Consider the following 21,096-nt stretch of genomic DNA (forward strand, 5'->3'; position numbering starts at 1 on the left):
AAATGATCTATTGCGTAGAAGATGACGACAACATCCGGGAGCTTGTAATTTATACACTGGAGACCACGGGGCTCAAGGCACAGGGATTCGCGGAAGGCGGCTCTTTTATGGAGGCTTTGGCGTTTGATACGCCAGAGCTTATTTTGCTTGATATCATGCTGCCGGGGGAAGACGGGCTTTCACTGCTCGGGAAGCTGAAGAGTTCGTCCAAGACGAAGGATATTCCGGTGATTATGGTGACAGCTAAGGGCGCGGAGTACGATAAGGTGGTCGGCCTGGACTCCGGGGCAGACGACTATGTGACAAAACCCTTTGGAATGATGGAACTTGTGTCCAGAGTGAAAGCGGTACTGCGGCGCACCGGCAGGGCATCGGATAAGGATGATATGAGCGTGGGCGGAGTCTGTGTGAATGTGAAGAAGCATGAGGTAACCGTGGATGGAAAGACCGTCACACTGACTCTGAAGGAGTTCGAGCTGCTGGAGCGGCTGATGAGGAATCAGAATATAGTTCTCACGAGGGATCAGCTGCTGGAGGATATCTGGGGGTATGATTTTGACGGTGAGACAAGGACGGTAGATGTACATGTGCGTACGCTTAGGCAGAAACTGGGCGTCAAGGGCGAGATCATTGAGACTGTGAGGGGCGTCGGATACCGCATAGGAGGATCGAATGAGAGCTAAAATCCAGAGGAGCATGGTGTTTGTACTCTCTATAACACTTCTGATTTCCTACCTGGTTTTGACCGTTGTGATTTACAGGCAGAATCTGACGCTTTTGAAGACAGAGGTGCGGCAGGAGGCCAGATATATTAAAACAGCAATCAATATCTCGGGTCCTGCCTATCTGGAGCAGATGGACGAGGTAGATGTAAGGACACGGGTGACCAGAATCAATACGGATGGGACCGTGATGTATGATTCCAGGCGGGATGAATCCACTCTGGACAATCACAGATCCAGGCAGGAGGTAAGCAGTGCACTGGAGAATGGCAGCGGTGAGGACATCCGGGTGTCAGGAACTGTGGGAAAAGAGATGTATTATTATGCTCTTCTTCTGGACGACGGTACAGTACTGCGCGTGGCCAAGCTGATGGACGGTCTGGTGAGTACGGCTTTGAGTGTGCTGCCCGTGATGTGCATTCTGGCTGGTGCGATGCTGGTTATCGCCTGGCTGATGGCAAAGTGGCAGACTGCCCGGCTGATTAAACCAATCAATGAGCTGGATTTGGAGCATCCTCTGGAGAACACTGTGTATGAGGAGATGACACCTCTTCTGGAGGCGATGGACAGACAGAATAAGGAGAAGGACGCTGTATCTCAAATGCGCAAGGAATTTTCCGCCAATGTTTCTCATGAATTAAAGACTCCCCTGACTTCCATATCAGGGTATGCGGAGATCATGAAAAATGGCATGGTGAGGCCGGAGGATGTTCCGAATTTCTCGGACAGGATATACAAGGAGGCACGGCGTCTGATCACGCTGGTGGAGGATATTATAAAACTTTCCAAGTTGGATGAGGAGTCTGTGGAGCTTGAGAAAGAGGCGGTGGATCTCTATGCGCTGTGCAGGGAGATTGTGAGTCGTCTTTCCCCTCAGGCGAATGCGAAAAAAGTTCATATTGTGGTGGAAGGCGAGCCGGTGGTTTACCGCGGGATCCGTCAGATCTTAGATGAGATGATCTATAATGTATGTGAGAACGCAATCAAATACAACGTTACCGGCGGCCAGGTATCCGTCTGGGTAGGGAATACACTGCAAGGACCCAAGGTCAGTATAACAGACAATGGGATCGGGATACCGAAAGAGCACCATGAACGGATTTTTGAGCGTTTCTATCGTGTAGATAAAAGCCATTCCAAAGAGAGCGGCGGCACAGGGCTGGGACTGTCAATCGTTAAACACGGTGCACTTCTGCACGGTGCGAAGGTAACGGTGGACAGTGAAGCAGGTAAGGGAACACGTATAGATATTAAATTTTAATGTATATTATTAAAAAAGTATAAATTATATCATTGAAAAACCACTTGAGCTAGTGTAAACTAAATCAAGTGGTTTTATTGCGTTTACGTATTAAAGTGATAGAACCTTAAAGGAGAAACAGACAATGACCGGGCAGGAATTTTTGGAAAAACTGCTGCAGTCTTATCAGTCGGCTTTTGATATTACCCGCCCGTATGAGGTGGAAGGAGAGCGATATGATGCATATGCAGCTTTTAATGTGACAAGTGCAAAGTACGTTCTGGTTAAGAAAGCGGAACTGTGGCGGGCAAATTGTTTTGAACATACATTTTTTTCATGCAGAGACAGATTGGAAGCAGAAGATTTAAAGCGGTTCCGCGTGCAGATTGATACCTTCATTGAACCGGAACTGGTGAGAAACAAAGAGGCCTGTACGGCCGAGAATCACATGTATACATATATAACTGCAATATTTATCTGTGAAAACGGCTTGACGCAGGAGGCTGGGAAGGCTGTCCGGGATTTTAAGTTCTTCAAAAATTACCGGCTCGGACTGCGGGGATATTCGGAGGCCAGAGTGCTTGTCTTTGACATGGAGAACCATAAGGTATCCGGCAACCGGGCGGCAAGAGAACTTGTGAAAGGATATGAGAAGGTCTTCTGACCTTTTTATATACAGCTACTATTACTTACAAAAAGGAGTGTGAACTATGAACGCAGTAGTAATTTTACTTGCAGGTATTCTGATTCTGGTCGTTGCATACGTTACATACGGCAAATGGCTTGCAGGACAGTGGGGTGTGGACCCGGGCAGAAAGACTCCGGCACACGAGCTGGAAGACGGAATGGATTATTGTCCGGCGAAAGCTCCTGTACTGATGGGACATCATTTTTCGTCTATTGCAGGCGCAGGGCCGATCAACGGTCCGATACAGGCGGCAGTATTCGGATGGGTTCCTGTATTGCTATGGGTATTGATCGGTGGTATTTTCTTCGGAGCTGTTCATGATTTCGGTGCATTATTTGCTTCGATCCGACACAAAGGACAGTCCATCGGTGAAGTAATTGCTGATACCATGGGGACAAAAGCTAAGAAGATTTTTATTATCTTCTCTTATCTTACATTACTCCTTGTTGTTGCTGCATTTGCATCTATTGTTGCAAATACATTTATGGCAACCTATACGGAGTCCGGCGCGGTGGACTTGGCGGCATCCTCGGCAAATGCATCCACAGCCATGATTTCGATTCTGTTTATTGTAATCTCTGTTGTATTTGGATTTCTGGTATACCGGAAAAATGCATCTCTGGGCGTTTCCACCGTTGTGGGTGTGATGGCCATTATTATCTGTATGGTAATCGGACTGAACTGGCATCCGCTGTATCTGAATAACAAAACCTGGATGATCATTGTGGGAATCTATATTCTGGTTGCATCTGTAACACCGGTGTGGATACTGCTGCAGCCGCGGGACTACCTGAGCTCTTTCCTGCTTTACTTTATGATGGCGGTTGCAATTGTTGGTGTCATTGGTGCAGGGATTACAGGGAATGCAAGCCTGGATATTCCGGCATTCACAGGATTTAAGGATACACTGATGCCAACGGGAACTTCACTGGGCTATATGTTTCCGGCATTGTTTATTACCATCGCCTGCGGCGCTATTTCAGGATTTCATTCTCTGGTTGGTTCCGGCACTACTGCAAAGCAGCTGAACAGTGAAAAAGATGCCCGTCCAATCGCATACGGGGGTATGCTGATTGAGTGTGCGCTGGCGATAATTTCCCTGTGTGCTGTCGGTTATGTCTGGCAGAGCTACTCCGCAGGAGAACTGGTAGTGCCTACGAATGTATTTGCAACCGGTATTTCAAAGATGACTTCCACGATCCCGTTCTTAAAGGGCGCTGAAAGCGTAATCTTCTCTATGCTTGTGCTTGCGGTCTCCGCATTCTGCCTGACCTCACTGGATACGGCTACACGTCTTGCACGTTATATGTTCCAGGAATTCTGGCTGGAGCCGGGAGAAGAGATAAAAACCGTGACAGGTTATAAGAAGGTTCTGACAAACCCATACGTGGCAACGATTATCACCGTAGTGCTAGGTATTGCACTTGGTATGACGGGATATGCAAATGTATGGCCGCTGTTCGGAGCTGCCAACCAGCTGCTGGCTGCTCTGGGTCTGCTTGCGGTTGCCACATGGCTTGGCAAGGTAGGTAAAAACAATAAGATGTTCCTGATCCCTATGGCATTTATGCTGGTTGTGACACTTACCTCTCTGTGCCTGACGATCAAGTCCAATTTTGCCGGAATTCTTGCCGGAGCCGACGGTGTTGTCTGGTGTTATATCCGTCTTGTAATAAGCGTACTTCTGATTATGCTGGCAGCAGTGCTTGCAGTGGATGGCATTAAGACACTGACCGGACAGTCAAAGAAAAAGGCAAAGGCATAACAGAAGGATTTTTCAGCTATTTGTATTGAGTTAAATGTACATACAGACATGTCCATTTGGCCCCTGATTCTTGCGGGAAAAATAATTTAATATAGTAAGATGACTTTACCCTCAAAGCATGCTACAATAAATTACTTGATATAAAAAAGTAATTTATACCGTATTTCTGCAATTGTTCCGGCAATTTGTAAATACTATATTGTAGATGTTTTGGGGGTTTTTGCATGACAGAAAAAGAAAGCATGAAAGAAGATGCAGAACAGATAAATGTAAAAAGAATAAAAATAGCAGATTCCGATTTAAGGGAGGCCGTAAGGGAGAGAACAGACGGGGAAGATCCCATTGCTGTTCCCGAAGACGGCAGAAAACCGGGCGGTAAAAAGGCGGATATGCGTGAGGTGCTGGATCTGGCCATGAACATGGGGCGGGTACTGCTGAAAAACGGGGCGGAGATCTTCCGTGTGGAGGAGACGATCGAGCATGTCTGCAGGCGGTTTGATATAGCGGACGTGGAATCCTTTGTCATGAGCAACGGTATTTTTATGACTGCCAGAGATGAGGAGGAAGAGGTCTATGCCAAGGTAAAACATATTCCGATCTCCGGTTTCCACTTGGGAATCGTTACGGAGGTGAACGATCTGTCAAGAGAGATCTCGGCGGGAAATGTAAGCCTGGCAGAAGCAAAAGAGCGGCTGCGCAGGATTGAAGCGATGCCTCCCAAAAGAGGCAGATTCCGGGTTTTTGCTGCGGGAATCGGAAGCGGATGCTTCTGCTACCTGCTGCAGGCCAATCTCTGGGAGAGTATGATGGCCGTTGTAATCGGCTGTCTGCTGTATGTCTTTGTGATCTTCGGGGAGAACCACAGGCTGTCCAAGATCATTATCAATATTGTAGGCGGAGGATTTATTACCATTATGGCGCTTCTTGCACTCCAGCTGCCATGGCCATTCCCCGTCAGGATGGACAAATTAATTATTGGATCTATATTACCTCTGGTTCCGGGGCTGGCGTTTGTCAATTCTATCCGCGATATTGCCAACAGCGATTTTATTTCCGGGATCGTAAGGATAGTGGATGCGCTTCTTGTATTTGTTTATATTGCGATCGGAGTTGGATTTGTGCTGGGATGCTTCAATAAGCTGACGGGAGGTGTGATGTTATGACCGGATTTGTGCTGGTAAATATGTTTTGTTCTTTTCTGGGGACGATTGCATTTTCTGTATTATTTAATGTTCCCCGCAGATTTTATCTTTGCTGCGGGCTGACTGGAATGGCAGGATGGCTCTGCTATCTGGCGAGTGAGAATATCGCTTCTGTGTCAACATCTACGTTTCTTGGGACGATGCTTGTGGTGCTGATGTCCAGGACGCTTGCAGTGTGGATGAAGTGCCCGATCACCGTCTTTTTGGTACCCGGGATATTCCCGCTGATTCCAGGTGCGGGTGTTTATTATACCGTATACAATCTTGTGCAGGGGAACCTGGCGGAGGCGGCGGGCAGAGGCATTGAGGCACTGAAAATTGCATTTGCCATTGTGCTGGGCATTGTCTTTATTGTCACCATACCAAAGCAGTGGTTCCGCGTCAGTTACTGGCGGAGCAGACTGCGCGGCGCCTCAGAGAATTCAGACTTATAGGCTCTGGAAAAGGTAGAATAATCTTTGAATCCGCTGGCAAAACAGGCCTCAGTGATGGGAGTGCCACTAAGGATCAGGTCCCGGGCAAGCAGCAGGCGCCGGTAGGTAATGTAGCTGCCAATGGTATAACCGGTTTCTGTCTTGAACAGGCGCATCATGTAGTACTTGCTGATATAAAAGTTATTGGCCAGTGTATCTATGTCCAGATTATCTGTAAGATGTCCGTTAATATAATGCATAATATCTACGATTTTTGTATTGTATAATTCCGTGTCCAGGAATTCCACTCGATTCTTGATGGCTGCACGGTTCAAATGGATCATGAATTCCAGAAACAGCAGCTGCCGATAGAGGCTGCTGGCATATTCATTATCCTCAAAGGAACGCTCCATGCGGTTTGTTATCCGAAAGAGAGAACTCTTTTCAAGTGAATGGATGCGAAGCACGTTGGAGTGTTCTTTTTTTGCTTTCTCAAAGCAGTAACTCAGGTCATATTCCGGTGTCTGATAATCCTTCATAAAACCCGGGGAGATGTAGACAATGATTCTTTCATATGGGATAGAATTGTCAACCTGTACGCGGTGGATGTCGTTGCGGTGAACCAGTACAATATCATAGGGCTCAAGTTCATAGGACTTGCCTTCAATAATGTATTGCACCTTTCCTTTGATGAATATTGTGATTTTATGAAAATCATGGTAGTGAAATTCAAACTCTTTGGAAATACTGTCCTTTATATGGAAGATGCGGAAATCACTGTTCAGATAACCACGTTTATTATACTGCTGCATATAAATCTCCTTTCAGCTGCTTTTTGTAAATGTCACCCCATCGCGGTCCAATTTTCGCCTGGCACTGGCACAAATCATGCAAAGCAAAAGTATAATTACTCACCGGACAGAACACTGGTACGTTGAATAATAATTAACTTACCAGCAAACTTTTGGTATAAACGAACATGTTCTATGATGCTGGTGCATTCTGGGCACCGGCAGTATAATTTATTATAGAGCATTATCTGCAATGTGAAAAGCATTTAATAAGTATTATATGAAAAAAATGCCTGATATAATGATAGAAACAGGAGGTGCGTATTATGAATATTACATTGGAACGTTATCATGGTCTTGGGAATGATTATCTGGTTTATGATCCGAATAAGAATGAATTAGAGTTAAATAAAGCGAATGCGGAGATGCTCTGCAACAGAAATATGGGACTGGGTTCCGACGGCATACTGGAAGGACCGTTTATCGGGGAAAAGCACATGTCTCTTAGGATCTGGAATCCGGATGGAAGCGTGGCAGAAAAGAGTGGAAACGGAGTGCGCATTTTTGCCAAGTATTTGAAGGACGCCGGCTATGTGCAGAAAAAAAATTACAAACTTGTCACAGACGGAGGCCTGGTGGAAATCACATATCTGAACGAGGATGGCAGCAGACTGCGTATTTCCATGGGCAAATTGTCCTTCTGGAGCGATGAGGTTCCGGTGACAGGGGAGCGCCGCGAGGTCATCAATGAAGACATGGTATTCGGAAGAACCCTGTATCCGGTAACCTGCGTCTCTGTAGGCAACCCGCACTGTGTCATCCCGATGCGGGAGATTTCACAGCCGCTTGTCTGTAAGATCGGCAATTACTCCGAGGTGGCAAGATATTTCCCGGAAAGAATCAATACAGAGATCATGAAGGTAATTGACAACAATAATATTGCCATAGAAACTTTTGAAAGAGGCGCCGGTTACACCATGGCAACCGGGACAGGCGCATGTGCAGCCGCCGGAGTCGCACACAAACTGGGAATGACAGGTAACAAAGTAGTCGTACACATGCCTGGCGGAGAACTGCAGGTAGAAATAGACGAAAACTGGGAAGTATACATGACAGGAGAAGTATTCTACGTAGCCAAAATAGACCTGAGTAATGAGTTTGTGGAGAAGCTGCGGGCGGTTTGATGTAGGGGGGGCCGCCTCCTGAACCGGACATAGGTGTGTCTGGAAGCGGGGCTGGACTGTAAGCCGGAGTAGAGTAAAAAAGAAGGAAACCCAGGGCAACCTGGACACATCACCCGAAGCCCTCATCAGGGCTTCGCGCGCTGGGTCCAGGGATTTTTGTGATTCGGAATCACAAAAATCACCCTGGGTTTCCTTCTTTTTTACTTTACTCCGGCTAACAGCCCGGCCCATGCTTCCAGACACACCTATGTCCGGTTCAGGAGGCTGGGTGCATCAAGGCGGACCGTCGAGCTTCACGGGGGGAACTGGCGGGGGCAACGGATGGGAGCTGGCGGCGCGGGGGGATATGGGGATTTTTAGTTAAGTTAATAGTTTCTTTAGATGCTATATGATTTCTGTCTGCTTATCTACCTCATCTATAAATTTACTTTAGATTACTGTATGTGTATACTATAAACATACTGGCAGATACACTTTCCGGCAATCCAGTTCAATCCGCTGTTCCGGTTAAATTGCCTACCGGGTGGACACATATCTACCGTCCTGATGCGCGCAGCCTGCATGAAATGGGGCGGGGGATGGACGGAGGAAAGGGGGGCTGGAAGTTTAGAGTGTGCGATTAGAAGTGCTTACGAAAGAGGAGCCGTCCAGGAGGGATGGGAAGTGATTTTCCAAAATCACTTCCCATTCCGGTCTAAGGCCAGAAAGCATCAGGCTTTCTGGCTGCATGCCGGATGTGCCCTCCTGGGCGGCTCCTCTTTCGTTAGCACTTCTTCGCACACGGGTTACTTCCAGCCCCCCTTTTCTCCGTCTATCCCCCGCCCCATTTCATGCAGGCGTCCTTCTAGCCGTAATAATGTCCACCCACAATTTTCTCTTGCGGGGCGTGGGGAGGTGTGCTAACATAGGTATAACAATAAAAGGCAGGTGATGATATGCTGATTGAGATAGATTTTAACAGTGAAGAGGCGATTTATATCCAGCTGCGCAATCAGATTATAATGGGGATTGCCACTTCTACGATTCGTGAAGGGGATTCGCTTCCTTCTGTGCGGCAGCTTGCTGATACGGTCGGGGTGAATATGCATACCGTGAATAAGGCTTATACTGTTCTGAAGCAGGAAGGGTTTATTCAGCTGGATAGAAGACGGGGGGCGGTCATTGCCCTGGATGTTGATAAGATGAAGGCTCTGGAGGAGATGAGGCAGCAGCTTACAATTTTACTTGCGAAGGGCTGCTGTAAGAATATTTCCAGAGAAGAAGTGCATAATCTGGTGGATGAGATATTTGATGTGTATGAGGATGCCTTTTAGGAATAGAATTTAAGAGGCTTATTTATACTGGGGTTTTTGGTATAGCAGATTTTAAAAGACAGCTATGAATAATCGGACAGAAATGAACGGGAGGAAGATATGCAGATTAATTATACAAAACAGGCCGAACGTGCCATTAAATATGCGGCGGCCATGGCAAAAAAGCTGAAGCATCCGTATATAGGAACGGAGCATTTGCTGCTGGGGCTGCGCAAGGAGTTTACAGGAGTGGCAGGGCAGATTCTTGCATCTAATGGTGTGGATGAGGAGCGGATTCTCCATCTGATGGATGAGTTGATTACGCCGGCCGATGATGTGCTGAGCGTGGAGCATCCGGATGAGAGTCCGCGGCTTAAGTATCTGCTGGAGAACAGCGGCAGTGAGGCAAGGCATTTTCATACGAAGAGCGTAGGGACGGAGCATTTGCTGCTGGCTATGGTTCATGATGTGGATTGTGTGGCAACCAGGATATTGATTACGCTGAATATCAGTCTGCAGAAGATTTTGCAGGATATTCTGAATGCGGCGGGGGTGGATCCCAAGGAATACCAGGAGGAACTGCAGGATGATTCTCATGGTAAAAGTGCGGTTGTGGAGCAGTTTTGTACGGACCTGACTGCTGAGGCGGCAGAGGGAAGGGTGGACCCTGTTGTAGGACGGGAGGAAGAGATCTATCGTCTGATGCAGGTGCTAAGTAGAAGAACAAAGAACAACCCCTGTCTTGTGGGCGAACCGGGGGTTGGAAAAACTGCGATTATAGAGGGGCTTGCATCCAGGATTGCTATGGGTGTGGTGCCGGAAAATATGAAGGACAAAAAGATTTATACGCTGGATCTGCCCGGACTGATCGCGGGCTCCAAATACCGGGGAGAGTTTGAGGAGCGGATGAAAGGACTGATCGCTGATGTAAAAGCCAGCGGCAATATTATTCTTTTTCTGGATGAGCTTCATACGATGATCGGTGCAGGCGGCGCGGAAGGGGCGATTGATGCATCCAGTATCCTGAAGCCGTCACTAGCCCGCGGAGAGATGCAGCTGATCGGGGCGACCACGATTGCAGAGTATCGCAAGTATATTGAAAAGGATGCGGCTCTGGAACGGCGTTTCCAGCCAATTACGGTGGAGGAGCCGACGAAGGAGCAGTGTCTCGAGATTCTGCACGGGCTGAGCGGCAAGTATGAGGCCCACCACAAGGTGACCGTCCGGGAGGAAGCTCTTGAGGCAGCGGTACACTTGTCAGAACGGTATATTACAGACAGAAATCTTCCGGATAAGGCAATCGATGTACTGGATGAAGCGTGCTCCAGAGTGAGTATGCGCGGTTACAAGGTGCCGGAGAATCTGAAGAGCCTGGAAGATTCCCTGAAGGAGTTAATAAAGCAGAAAGAAGAATGTATTAAAGCGGGTGATTTTGCAGAGGCATCCCGTGTGCACAGCGAGCAGAAGGAAGTTGAAAGTAAGCTGGAAAGTCTGAAAAAGCGTTTTCAGAAGAAGACAGCTTCCCATCATCCGGAAGTGACAGAAGGAGATATTGCAGATGTGGTATCGGCCTGGACAAAAGTACCGGTACAGAAGCTGGCAGAGAGTGATACTGACAGACTGAAAAAGCTGGAACAGGTTCTCCATAAAAGAGTCGTGGGCCAGGAGGAGGCTGTCAATGCGGTGGCCAGGGCTGTGAAGAGGGGGCGTGTAGGCCTGAAAGACCCGAAACGCCCGATCGGTTCCTTTTTGTTCCTGGGTCCTACGGGTGTGGGAAAGACGGAGCTCTCAAAAGCGCTTGCTGAGGCAATGTTCGGAAATGAAGAGTCCATGATCCGTGTAGATATGTCAGAGTATATGGAGAAGCATTCAGTGTCTAAGATGATAGGATCTCCTCCGGGATATGTGGGTCACGAGGAGGGCGGACAGCTCAGTGACCAGGTGCGCACACATCCTTATTCGGTTATTTTGTTTGATGAAGTAGAGAAAGCACATCCGGATGTATTTAACATATTGCTGCAGGTGCTGGATGACGGACACATCACGGATTCACAGGGAAGAAAAGTTGATTTCTGCAACACGGTGATTATCATGACTTCCAATGCAGGAGCAAAAGCGATTATAGAACCAAAGAAGCTGGGATTTGCCGCGAAGGAAGATCCGGCAGGCGATTATAAACGGATGAAACAGAACGTTATGGATGAAGTGAAGACTATTTTCCGTCCTGAGTTCCTGAACCGGATTGATGAAATCATAGTATTCCATGCGCTGAACAGTACACATATGAAGCAGATTGTAACGCTGATGTGCAGAGAATTTACCAAACGGGTTAAAACACAGATGAATATTACCCTGACGCTCAGGGAATCTGCAAAGAAGTTCATTGTCGAGAAAGGGACGGATGCAAAATACGGTGCCCGTCCGCTCAGAAGGGCCATGCAGACAGAACTGGAAGATAAGCTGGCCGAGGCGATTCTAAACGGTGAAGTAAAAGAAGGAGATCACGTCGAAGCCGGAGTATCTAAAAAAGAAATTAAATTTTACCCAAAGTCCATAAATGAGTAGAAAATAAAAACGAATTATTATATAATACAAACAGGATAACCAACAATCTGATATACCTAGGAGGATAATAAAAATGGCAACAGTAAAAGAACTACTACGCGCGGAAGATGACGGAACACTCAGTTTTGGAGACTATACACTGGCATCCAAGACCAAAATGGACAATTTCGAATTTGAAGGCGATATCTATAAAGTGAAGACATTTAAAGAGATCACGAAGCTGGAGAAGAACGGAATGTTCGTATACGAGTCCGTGCCGGGCAGCACAGTAGAGAACTTCAAGGCTACTGATGCAGAAGTTACATTTACAGTATCCGCACCTGAAGACGTACAGTTCACATTAGAGCTGGAACCAGACAGTGAGTATGAAGTATTTATCAACGGAACATCAGCAGGAAAGATGATGACAAACTTAAGCGGCAAGCTAAGCGTCAGCACAGAAGTAAGCGAAGGAGACAGCGTGACTGTCAGCGTAGCAAAGTGCTAGAATTATCTGTATAGAGAAATAAAAAAAGAGACAGGGAAATAAAAACCTGTCTCTTTTTAATAGAGGGGTCTGACCCTTTTGGCAAAGGGGTCAGACCCCTGGTAAGGAGTAATATGGCAAAGGCGAAAAAAAGTGTGTTTTTCTGCCAGAACTGCGGGCATGAAGAATCGAAATGGCTGGGGCAGTGTCCGGCCTGCAAGGAATGGAATTCTTTCGTAGAAGAAAAGGTGAGCACCGCGAAAACAGCGGTGGTTAAAACGTCAAGGGCGGCGGAAGTCGTATCGCTGTCAGAGGTCAGCGCAGACGATCATACAAGGATCCTGACGGGAATACAGGAACTGGACCGGGTTCTCGGGGGAGGGATCGTACCCGGCTCGCTGGTTCTGGTGGGCGGCGACCCGGGCATAGGGAAATCTACCCTTTTGCTTCAGGTATGCCAGCAGCTTTCACAGAACAAAAGCATTCTATATATATCAGGGGAGGAATCCCTTGCACAGATCAAACTTCGGGCAAACCGTATGGGGGAGTTCAAAGAGAATCTTAAGCTCCTGTGTGAGACTAATCTGGAAACAATTAAGAATATAATCGAGAGCCGGCGTCCGGAGCTGGTGATCATTGATTCCATACAGACGATGTACAGTGAAGAGGTGTCTTCCGCACCCGGCAGCGTATCGCAGGTGCGGGAATCTACTAACATCTTTATGCAGCTTGCCAAAGGTCTGGGGATATCTATATTTATTGTCGGGCATGTGACCAAAGAGGGAACCGTTGCGGGGCCAAGAGTGCTGGAACATATGGTGGATACCGTGCTGTACTTTGAGGGTGACAGGCATGCTTCCTACCGGATTCTGCGCGGGGTAAAAAACCGGTTTGGCTCAACCAACGAGATCGGGGTGTTTGAGATGCGACAGACGGGGCTTGTTGAGGTAGAGAATCCCTCGGAGTACATGCTGAGCGGAAAACCGGAAAATGCGTCCGGTTCTGTGGTGGCGTGTTCTATGGAGGGGACAAGGCCGATTCTGATCGAAATACAGGCGCTCGTCTGCCAGAGCAATTTCGGACTTCCAAGGCGGACTGCTGCGGGAACGGATTATAACCGGGTCAATCTTCTGATGGCTGTCCTGGAAAAAAGAATCGGTCTGCCGCTTTCCAATTATGATGCCTATGTCAATATTGCAGGCGGAATCAAGATGAATGAACCTGCGATAGATCTGGGGATCGTGATGGCCCTGGTATCCAGTTATAAAAACAGACCCATTGATGAGAAGATGATCGTATTCGGTGAGGTGGGGCTGAGCGGTGAGGTCCGCGCAGTCAATATGCCGGAGCAGAGAGTGGCGGAAGCAAAAAAGCTGGGGTTTGAGACCTGCATCCTGCCCTCTGTATCAAAAGACATGGTGAAAGATATAAAAGGGATTAAAATCGTGGGAGTGAAAACCATTAACGATGCCATGAATATCCTGTAAAAAATACATTCTATGCTATGTTTTTATGGCGATGATACGATATATGAGTGAAACGTACACCGGTGAAAGATTTAGCTGCTATCCACATCCGTGCGGACCCTCCGGCTGCTAGATCCTATATAAATTAAAAATATATTGTGTACTGATTTATGGTCTTAGCAGCAGTTTTTGGCGGTATTTCTGCGGAGAAATACCGTTTCGGGATTTAAAGGCATTAATAAAACTTGAGGTGGAACTATATCCCAGCAGTTCAGAGATCTCGGTAATCGTGGAATCCGTGGTGGCCAATATCAGTTTGGCCTGGTTCAGTTTCAGACAGGAGAAGTACTCAATCGGTGTATATTCCGTCTCTTTTTTGAAAAGATGCGCAAAATAGCACGGGGTTAAATTGACATGTCCTGCCAGCTCTTTCAGTGATATAGATTCCCGGATATGATTTTTCATGTACTGAATGGAACTGGTAACTGCCAAAGAACCAGTGGAAGCCGGATTCGGAAAATGACTGCCGCAGTCCTTCATTTTACAGAGGACGGTATATACCAGGATGGAGAGCTCCATATCAGAAATCTGTTCCTGATAACAGAGATTCAGAATCGGGGCAGATATTGCCTGATAAATTTCCGATACCTGTGACGGATGAAATACAGGTCCGCCATTTTGTTCAATCAGCAGATTTGTAATGTTTACGGCATTTGAGCCGTTAAAAGTAAAGAAAAGAAAGCTGCACTGATCAGTACAGTAATAGTGATGCTTTTCTGCACAGCTGATCAGAATGATTTCGTTCTGACCGGCACTATGGCTCAGGCCGCGGTAGGTCAGGCGGAGCGTTCCGGCAGTAATATACATAAGAAGAGGCGGGCGTCCGCCTTCTTTTTTTACAGAATAATCCTGGTTGCAGAAAAAACTCCCGCAAGTGAGAAGCGTATAATACTCACTGACATTATCGTATGGCTGCAGAAAACAGATCGTCGAGTTCTTTAATAGTCCTTTTTCTTTCCAGATCACAGCGATATCCTCCACTTTTTTGTGCTTTTCATCATAACACGATTCCCCTGAAATAACAAATTTAATAGCAATTTGAATAAATTATAGAGCAGGATGCAGTATTGAGAGAGTAAGGAGATATTGCTATAATTCAGGAAAATCTAATTAAGAGGAGGAAATTGCAGATGCTTAATTTTAATAAACAACGTTATGATAAGATTGCCGGTGACTTTGAACTTTGGTGGGAACACAAACTGGACAGGCCGCTCATCCAGGTGACTCTGACCCGGGCGGCAGCCGGTGATTATGGCAGTTCTGATTACCGCCGGGAAATACTGAATGCCTGCTATAATCTGGAAATGCCTGTGTGTGAAGCTATGGAACGAATTGAAGAAGCGTACAAAAACGTTGAATTCTTCGGCGATGCTTTTCCGGTATTTTATATGAGGACAACAGGGGTGTTGGGGGCATTTCTGGGACAGGATTATAAGCTGAGCAGCGAGGAGGGAACCGTGTGGTTTTCCAACCCGGAGAAGGAACTGGACGAGATTGCCGTTATGAAACTGAAAAGGGAGAGTCCTTTATATGTAAGAGCTATGGAACTGACCAGGCAGGTACAGGAGCATTTTCAGGGCCGGATAGCTGTTGGTGTGCCGGATTTTGGCGGCATCTATGACGTCCTCTCTTCCATACGTGATGCGAATGAATTGCTGATTGAACTGTGCACGGACAGAGAAAGTGTAATGAAAGCAGCATGGAATATATATGATCAGTTTAAAGAAGCATACCAGGAGTTTTTCAGGGTAATTGACCCGGCAGGAAATCCGGGATACACAAGCTGGGCTGCAATGTTGTCGCAGAAACCGTATTACGTACTGCAAAATGATTTTTCGGCTATGATTGGTCCGCAGATGTTCGATGATTATTACAAACCGATCCTGGAGAAAGAAAGCAGGTTCATTCCCAGGGTATTCTACCACCTGGACGGGCCGGATGCGGTAAAGCATCTGGATTCCATACTGACCATTGATTCCATTGAAGGGGTACAGTGGGTGAACGGTGCGGGGGCACCGGGGCTGGATCAGTGGCCCGACATATACAAAAAAATCACAGGAGCAGGAAAACTATGCCAGGTATTTATCAATGGTGCCGGCGAACTGCATTATATAGATGATATCGTGGAAATTACCGGTACTGAAAGAGGACTCTGTTTTATATGTTCAGGTGCAGGAAAAGAGAAGGAACAGTTTGAGGAGTATTTAAAAAAATATCATGTTATTTAGAAATGCAGGGATAATTGCCGGGCAGCGCAGTTATCCCTGTTTGTTTGACAGCAGTTGCCTGATGGAAGAAACTGTTGTTTGAAAAAACACCATTTTGCAGTATAATATTAAAAAACATTTATAATTGCACAGGGGGTACTATGAAATTAGAGAATCTCGTGGATATTCATCAGAAAAAGCTGAATGAGACCGATCTTTACATATGGGAGTATATCAATTTTCACCGGGCAGAGTGCTGCAACACCACGATCGAGGAACTTGCGAAAAACTGCAATGTATCCCGTTCAACGGTCATGCGGTTTGCACAGAAATTGTCGCTGAACGGATTTGGTGAACTGAAGGTTTACCTCAAATGGGAGAATCAGGAAAGGGAGCAGATACGCAAAGATGTGATATCGGATATCTGCAAAGATTACCACAGACTGATTGAGGATATGGAACAGAAAAACCTGACGGATATCTGCAGGGTCATTTCTGAATCTAAACGGATTTTTTTATATGGGACAGGCTCTGTGCAGTCCAGTGTTGCCAAAGAAATGCAGAGAGTATTTCTTTCCGCTCAAGTCTGTATGATCAGAATAGAAGGCACCGGGGTTGAGACGGCGCTTGTGGCGGATATGGCCCAGCCGGAAGACCTGGTTATTATTATTTCGCTTTCCGGAGAATCTGAAAATTCACTTAAATTTGCGAGGAAACTGCACCGGCGCAGGGTTCCTGTTTTATCCATTACCAGAAACAATAATAACGAATTATCCCGGATGAGTGATTACAGCCTTTATATCAGCACTTCCTTAGTTACCTCATCCTATGCACTGGATTATGAGACAACGACTCCCTTTTTTCTTTTATCGGAACTGCTGATGGTAAAATATTTATTCTATATACAGAATCGGGAATAACCGGAAACAGAAAATCTATCGCAGAAGGCTTCAGGGCCTTCTGCTTTTTTTCACAGAAGAGGAAGATGTTTTGGGTGTTTTTTACAAAATGAGAATGGGGGAATTGTGCAAAACCCACAGAAAAGGATGTGAAGTTTCACATGATATGTGAAAGAAATCTGTTTCGCTGACTTTCTCCCAGACCGCCCCTAAAGTCTTGAAAAGCCCAGCAAATATTGTTAGGATGTAGACACTTCAAGCGGCGTTTGTACAAATGAAATGAAAATCTAAATGGAATGAAAAGGGAGGAATATAACTATGATGCAAAAAATTCAACGATTCGGTGGAGCTATGTTTACGCCAGTGCTTCTGTTTGCTTTTGCAGGACTTATGGCAGGGCTTTCGAGCCTTTTTATGAACCAGCAGGTAATGGGAGGCCTTGCAGATCCATCCGGCTGGTGGTACCAATTATGGAATGTGATACAGCAGGGAGCATGGACAGTATTTAACCATATGCCTCTTGTCTTTGTAGTTGGACTTCCGATCGGGCTGGCTAAAAAGCAAAATGCAAGGGCCTGTATGGAGGCGGTGGTCCTCTATCTTACATTTAATGTATTTTTAAGCACAATCCTGGCAGCCTGGGGACCATTCTTTGGGGTTGACTATACAGTGGAAGCCGGGGCAGGAACAGGACTTACGAACATTGCCGGAATCAAAACGCTGGATATGGGTATGGTAGGCGCAATACTGATCGCAGGCATCGTGGTATTTTTACATAACCGCTATTTTGATAAAGAGCTTCCCGAATTTCTGGGTATCTTTAAAGGATCTACTTATATTTTTATGATTGGCTTTTTTGCCATGATTCCGGTTGCATTTGCGGCGGCGCTTATCTGGCCCAAGATTCAGCTCGGTATTGCAATGCTGCAGACATTTCTGGCAGGCTCGGGGGCAGCAGGAGTCGGCATTTACGCATTCCTTGTCAGGATTCTGATTCCTACAGGGCTCCACCATTTTGTATATGCGCCGTTCCTCTATGATAATGTGGCTGTTACGGGCGGCCTTGCATCCTACTGGGTAGCTCATATGAATGAGTTTGCAGCCAGTACAGAGTCTCTCAGGGTACTTTTTCCGGAAGGCGGTTTCACGCTTTTCGGTATGACAAAGATATTCGGATCTATCGGTATTGCAATGGCAATTTATAATACGGCAGATGAGAAAAAGAAAAAAATAGTGGCAGGCCTCTTGATACCGACTACGCTGACAGCAGTTGTGTCCGGCATTACGGAGCCGCTGGAATTTACTTTCCTTTTTGTGGCACCGGCTCTCTTTATAACACACAGTATATTGACGGCGTTGATGGAAACGGCATGTTATCTGCTTGGCATAACAGGTTATTTTACGGATGGTCTCATAGGATTTGCGGTGATGAACTGGATTCCACTATTTAAGAACCACTGGGTATCGTATCTGGTACAGATTTTAGTAGGAGTTGCATTTACCGCAGTCTACTTCTTCCTCTTCCGCTTTATGATCCGGAAATTTAATTTTAAAACTCCTGGGCGGGAGACTGACGGAGAAGAAACAAAATTGTTCCGCCGGGCGGATTATGAAGAAAAGAAGCTAACAGAAAAATCCGCGGGAGGCAATGGGGCAGGAGAAGGCTCATATTCCGGGAAAGCGGAAGTATTTCTTGCGGCCTGCGGCGGAAAAGACAATATTGCAGATGTGACGAACTGCGCAACCAGGTTGAGAATCAGCGTAAAAGACGAGTCCCTGGTACAGGATGCCAGTGCATTTAAGGCGGCAGGAGCATACGGTCTGGCGGGGAAAGGCAAAGCAATCCAGATTATCGTAGGGATGTCCGTGCCTCAGGTGAGAGAAGAATTTGAAAAGCTGTTATAACAGTAAAAAGAAAAGAGAGGATTATATAATGAAGAGATATGCAATAACAATAGCAGGCGGCGGAAGCACATTTACCCCGGGAATTGTATTGATGCTGCTGGAGCATATGGACCGATTTCCGGTCAGCAGGATTCAATTTTACGATAATGATGAAAAAAGACAGGAGATTGTGGCAAAGGCCTGCGAGATTTACCTGAAAGAACACGCTCCTGAGGTTGCTTTTTCTTATGGGACAGACCCGGAAGAAGCATTTACCGGTATCGACTTTGTACTGGCTCATATCCGTGTGGGGAAATATGCCATGCGTGAACTGGATGAAAAAATACCGCTGAAATATGGCGTACTGGGACAGGAGACATGCGGACCTGGTGGAATTGCCTATGGGATGCGTTCGATCGGCGGTGTAATCGAGATCCTGGATTATATGGAAAGATACTCTCCGAATGCATGGATGCTGAACTATTCCAACCCTGCAGCAATAGTGGCAGAAGCAACGAGGCGGCTGAGGCCCCGATCCAGAATTTTAAATATTTGTGACATGCCGATTGATCTGGAAGAGAAAATGGCAGATATGTGCGGTCTTTCGTCCAGAAAAGAGATGACGGTATCCTATTATGGCCTGAACCATTTCGGATGGTGGACCAGGATATATGATAAAGAAGGGAATGACCTGCTTCCTGAGATTCGGGCACATGTTGCGGAAAATGGATTTGCAGAGGGGATTTCTGACTCGGAACAGCATGTGGATGACAGCTGGAGAGAAACGTTTACAAAGGCAAAAGACGTCTACGCGCTGGATCCGGAGACGATTCCAAACACGTACCTGAAATATTATCTGTATCCGGATTATGTGGCAGCCCATAGCAACCCTGATTATACGCGTGCCAACGAGGTCATGGACGGTCGGGAAAAACAGGTCTTCGGTGCCTGCCACGCCATCATCGAAAAGGGAACCAGCGAAGGGGGAGGACTTGAAGCCGATGTTCACGCTTCTTATATAGTAGATCTGGCCTGTGCAATAGCCGAGAATACACAAGAAAGATTCCTTCTGATCGTACAGAACGAAGGCGCAATTGAGAACTTTGAACGTACAGCAATGGTGGAAATCCCCTGTATTGTTGGGAGCAATGGGTATGAAAGAATATGCCAGGGAGCAATACCGCAATTTCAAAAGGGGCTTATGGAACAGCAGGTGAGTGTGGAGAAGCTGGTCGTAGATGCATGGATTTCGAACAGCTATCAAAAGCTGTGGCAGGCTCTTACACTTTCAAAAACCGTGCCGAGCGCGAAAGTGGCAAAACAGATACTGGACGATCTGATAGAGGCGAATCAGGGTTACTGGCCGGAACTTAAATAGGTAAAGAGAGGGGGTCAAAGGGGTCAGACCCCTTTGACCCTCCATTTTCAGAATATTCTTAAATCAACAGAAACGATTAGACAAAGCTTATAGTGCCTGTCATTATATATGTCTGCTAATTCGATAATGATAAGAAAAGATGATGGCTATTATGAAGTTAATTGTATAGAAAAATCAGGCGTGTGCATGAAGACAAAATCTGCATAAAAGCAGTGTGGAATTTAGGGATAAATTGTCTGAATTACACGAATAAAATAAAAAACAAGAAAATTATTGACAATTTCGAATTACAGTGGTAGTATTAAGTTCCATCGCGGATGACACACAAGCAAAAAACTGATACTGACAGAGCGGAAGCTACTGAGTCGGATGAGTAATATGCAGGTATGAAACTTACTAAAAAGCTAAGTTGGAAAATGTCGAAAAAGCCTTGACAAAATCAGGCGCGATGTGCTAAAATATTAAAGCTGTCGATTGAGGGACTGGAAAAATCTGGGAACTCAAAGCGAATAAGAAAACTAAAAAAGTTCTTGACAGACGACAACAGATATGATATCCTATAAAAGTTGCCGCTGACGACAAAGAACGACAGCAAAAACAACAAAGAACCTTGATAATTAAACAATAGACAACAAACCCTTGAAAATTTCTTGAAGAGAAAATTTCAAAGAACAGCATCATAAAAGATGCACCCATCACTGAGAGAGATCTCGGTGGTAAGAACAGTAAAAGGGATAGAATTAGCTAGTAGTTAATTCTGACTCGGATACAAACACTTTTAACGAGAGTTTGATCCTGGCTCAGGATGAACGCTGGCGGCGTGCTTAACACATGCAAGTCGAGCGAAGCACTTTACTTTGATTTCTTCGGAATG

At 46.2% G+C, this 21,096-nt stretch carries 17 protein-coding genes and 1 rRNA gene; 16 read left to right on the forward strand and 2 right to left on the reverse strand.

Features of this window, described 5'->3' with window-relative positions; translation table 11 throughout:
- Window positions 1-2 precede the first annotated feature (2 nt).
- The 6 genes from HMPREF0240_RS13510 (at window position 3) to HMPREF0240_RS13535 (ending at window position 6,051) form a co-directional block, all read left to right on the forward strand.
- Window positions 3-683 carry a response regulator transcription factor gene (locus HMPREF0240_RS13510; protein ID WP_009003976.1) on the forward strand — a complete coding sequence of 227 codons (681 nt, stop codon included), beginning with the start codon at window positions 3-5 and terminating at the stop codon, window positions 681-683.
- Complete coding sequence (locus HMPREF0240_RS13515; protein WP_009003977.1) at window positions 673-1,983, forward strand: ATP-binding protein; 1,311 nt, start codon at window positions 673-675, stop codon at window positions 1,981-1,983. Before HMPREF0240_RS13510 ends, HMPREF0240_RS13515 begins: the two co-directional genes overlap by 11 nt.
- Before the next feature lie 124 nt (window positions 1,984-2,107).
- Window positions 2,108-2,626, forward strand: coding sequence for a hypothetical protein (locus HMPREF0240_RS13520; protein ID WP_009003978.1), 519 nt, complete (start codon window positions 2,108-2,110; stop codon window positions 2,624-2,626).
- Between the two features lie 46 nt (window positions 2,627-2,672).
- Complete coding sequence (locus HMPREF0240_RS13525; RefSeq protein ID WP_035313421.1) at window positions 2,673-4,415, forward strand: carbon starvation protein A; 1,743 nt, start codon at window positions 2,673-2,675, stop codon at window positions 4,413-4,415.
- Between the two features lie 224 nt (window positions 4,416-4,639).
- Entirely contained in the window at window positions 4,640-5,578 is a 939-nt protein-coding gene (locus HMPREF0240_RS13530) for a threonine/serine exporter family protein (protein ID WP_009003980.1), read from the forward strand.
- Window positions 5,575-6,051, forward strand: coding sequence for a threonine/serine exporter family protein (locus HMPREF0240_RS13535; protein ID WP_009003981.1), 477 nt, complete (start codon window positions 5,575-5,577; stop codon window positions 6,049-6,051). The genes HMPREF0240_RS13530 and HMPREF0240_RS13535 overlap by 4 nt, the downstream gene beginning before the upstream one ends.
- On the opposite strand, the gene HMPREF0240_RS13540 is transcribed toward HMPREF0240_RS13535, so the two are convergent.
- Window positions 6,003-6,842 (reverse strand): helix-turn-helix domain-containing protein, encoded by an 840-nt coding sequence (locus HMPREF0240_RS13540; protein WP_009003982.1) that lies wholly within the window; start codon window positions 6,840-6,842, stop codon window positions 6,003-6,005. The two genes, HMPREF0240_RS13535 and HMPREF0240_RS13540, sit on opposite strands and share 49 nt — an antisense overlap.
- A 305-nt stretch (window positions 6,843-7,147) precedes the next feature.
- Here HMPREF0240_RS13540 and dapF point away from each other — a divergent pair, with 305 nt between their 5' ends.
- The 5 genes from dapF to radA all read left to right on the forward strand — a co-directional run bounded on the left by dapF (window position 7,148) and on the right by radA (window position 13,815).
- The gene (gene dapF, locus HMPREF0240_RS13545) at window positions 7,148-8,005 is read left to right on the forward strand and encodes a diaminopimelate epimerase (RefSeq protein ID WP_009003983.1); all 858 of its coding nucleotides are present in this window, start codon (window positions 7,148-7,150) and stop codon (window positions 8,003-8,005) included.
- A gap of 935 nt (window positions 8,006-8,940) precedes the next feature.
- On the forward strand, window positions 8,941-9,318 hold the full coding sequence (locus HMPREF0240_RS13550; protein WP_009003984.1) for a GntR family transcriptional regulator: 378 nt from the start codon (window positions 8,941-8,943) through the stop codon (window positions 9,316-9,318).
- Between the two features lie 99 nt (window positions 9,319-9,417).
- Window positions 9,418-11,862 carry an ATP-dependent Clp protease ATP-binding subunit gene (locus tag HMPREF0240_RS13555; RefSeq protein ID WP_009003985.1) on the forward strand — a complete coding sequence of 815 codons (2,445 nt, stop codon included), beginning with the start codon at window positions 9,418-9,420 and terminating at the stop codon, window positions 11,860-11,862.
- 73 nt (window positions 11,863-11,935) lie between these two features.
- A complete protein-coding gene (locus tag HMPREF0240_RS13560; RefSeq protein ID WP_009003986.1) occupies window positions 11,936-12,349 on the forward strand; it encodes a hypothetical protein in 414 nt (137 codons plus the stop codon).
- A gap of 113 nt (window positions 12,350-12,462) precedes the next feature.
- Window positions 12,463-13,815 carry a DNA repair protein RadA gene (gene radA, locus HMPREF0240_RS13565; protein WP_009003987.1) on the forward strand — a complete coding sequence of 451 codons (1,353 nt, stop codon included), beginning with the start codon at window positions 12,463-12,465 and terminating at the stop codon, window positions 13,813-13,815.
- A gap of 147 nt (window positions 13,816-13,962) precedes the next feature.
- Here radA and HMPREF0240_RS13570 read toward each other — a convergent pair whose 3' ends face one another.
- Complete coding sequence (locus tag HMPREF0240_RS13570; protein ID WP_009003988.1) at window positions 13,963-14,820, reverse strand: AraC family transcriptional regulator; 858 nt, start codon at window positions 14,818-14,820, stop codon at window positions 13,963-13,965.
- A 164-nt stretch (window positions 14,821-14,984) separates the two neighbouring features.
- Here HMPREF0240_RS13570 and HMPREF0240_RS13575 point away from each other — a divergent pair, with 164 nt between their 5' ends.
- The 5 genes from HMPREF0240_RS13575 to HMPREF0240_RS13595 all read left to right on the forward strand — a co-directional run.
- Window positions 14,985-16,082, forward strand: a complete 1,098-nt coding sequence (locus HMPREF0240_RS13575; RefSeq protein ID WP_009003989.1) for a hypothetical protein — start codon at window positions 14,985-14,987, stop codon at window positions 16,080-16,082.
- 140 nt (window positions 16,083-16,222) lie between these two features.
- Complete coding sequence (locus tag HMPREF0240_RS13580) at window positions 16,223-16,981, forward strand: MurR/RpiR family transcriptional regulator (RefSeq protein WP_009003990.1); 759 nt, start codon at window positions 16,223-16,225, stop codon at window positions 16,979-16,981.
- Window positions 16,982-17,278: 297 nt separating this feature from the next.
- Window positions 17,279-18,865 carry an alpha-glucoside-specific PTS transporter subunit IIBC gene (locus HMPREF0240_RS13585; protein ID WP_035313424.1) on the forward strand — a complete coding sequence of 529 codons (1,587 nt, stop codon included), beginning with the start codon at window positions 17,279-17,281 and terminating at the stop codon, window positions 18,863-18,865.
- A 28-nt stretch (window positions 18,866-18,893) separates the two neighbouring features.
- Entirely contained in the window at window positions 18,894-20,222 is a 1,329-nt protein-coding gene (locus HMPREF0240_RS13590; protein WP_083806232.1) for a 6-phospho-alpha-glucosidase, read from the forward strand.
- A 777-nt stretch (window positions 20,223-20,999) separates the two neighbouring features.
- Window positions 21,000-21,096 (forward strand): 16S ribosomal RNA (locus HMPREF0240_RS13595); the annotation flags it as partial.

The sequence above is a fragment of the Clostridium sp. D5 genome, from assembly GCF_000190355.1.
In the GTDB taxonomy this organism is placed as follows: domain Bacteria; phylum Bacillota; class Clostridia; order Lachnospirales; family Lachnospiraceae; genus Faecalicatena; species Faecalicatena fissicatena_A.

Coding starts and splice junctions, on each gene's coding strand:
- HMPREF0240_RS13530 (WP_009003980.1), top strand. CDS start 4,640: ATGACAGAAAAAGAAAGCATGAAAGAAGATGCAGAACAGATAAATGTA.
- HMPREF0240_RS13590 (WP_083806232.1), top strand. CDS start 18,894: ATGAAGAGATATGCAATAACAATAGCAGGCGGCGGAAGCACATTTACC.
- HMPREF0240_RS13585 (WP_035313424.1), top strand. CDS start 17,279: ATGATGCAAAAAATTCAACGATTCGGTGGAGCTATGTTTACGCCAGTG.
- radA (WP_009003987.1), top strand. CDS start 12,463: ATGGCAAAGGCGAAAAAAAGTGTGTTTTTCTGCCAGAACTGCGGGCAT.
- HMPREF0240_RS13510 (WP_009003976.1), top strand. CDS start 3: ATGATCTATTGCGTAGAAGATGACGACAACATCCGGGAGCTTGTAATT.
- HMPREF0240_RS13550 (WP_009003984.1), top strand. CDS start 8,941: ATGCTGATTGAGATAGATTTTAACAGTGAAGAGGCGATTTATATCCAG.
- HMPREF0240_RS13535 (WP_009003981.1), top strand. CDS start 5,575: ATGACCGGATTTGTGCTGGTAAATATGTTTTGTTCTTTTCTGGGGACG.
- HMPREF0240_RS13555 (WP_009003985.1), top strand. CDS start 9,418: ATGCAGATTAATTATACAAAACAGGCCGAACGTGCCATTAAATATGCG.
- HMPREF0240_RS13580 (WP_009003990.1), top strand. CDS start 16,223: ATGAAATTAGAGAATCTCGTGGATATTCATCAGAAAAAGCTGAATGAG.
- dapF (WP_009003983.1), top strand. CDS start 7,148: ATGAATATTACATTGGAACGTTATCATGGTCTTGGGAATGATTATCTG.
- HMPREF0240_RS13540 (WP_009003982.1), bottom strand. CDS start 6,842: ATGCAGCAGTATAATAAACGTGGTTATCTGAACAGTGATTTCCGCATC.
- HMPREF0240_RS13515 (WP_009003977.1), top strand. CDS start 673: ATGAGAGCTAAAATCCAGAGGAGCATGGTGTTTGTACTCTCTATAACA.
- HMPREF0240_RS13560 (WP_009003986.1), top strand. CDS start 11,936: ATGGCAACAGTAAAAGAACTACTACGCGCGGAAGATGACGGAACACTC.
- HMPREF0240_RS13575 (WP_009003989.1), top strand. CDS start 14,985: ATGCTTAATTTTAATAAACAACGTTATGATAAGATTGCCGGTGACTTT.
- HMPREF0240_RS13520 (WP_009003978.1), top strand. CDS start 2,108: ATGACCGGGCAGGAATTTTTGGAAAAACTGCTGCAGTCTTATCAGTCG.
- HMPREF0240_RS13525 (WP_035313421.1), top strand. CDS start 2,673: ATGAACGCAGTAGTAATTTTACTTGCAGGTATTCTGATTCTGGTCGTT.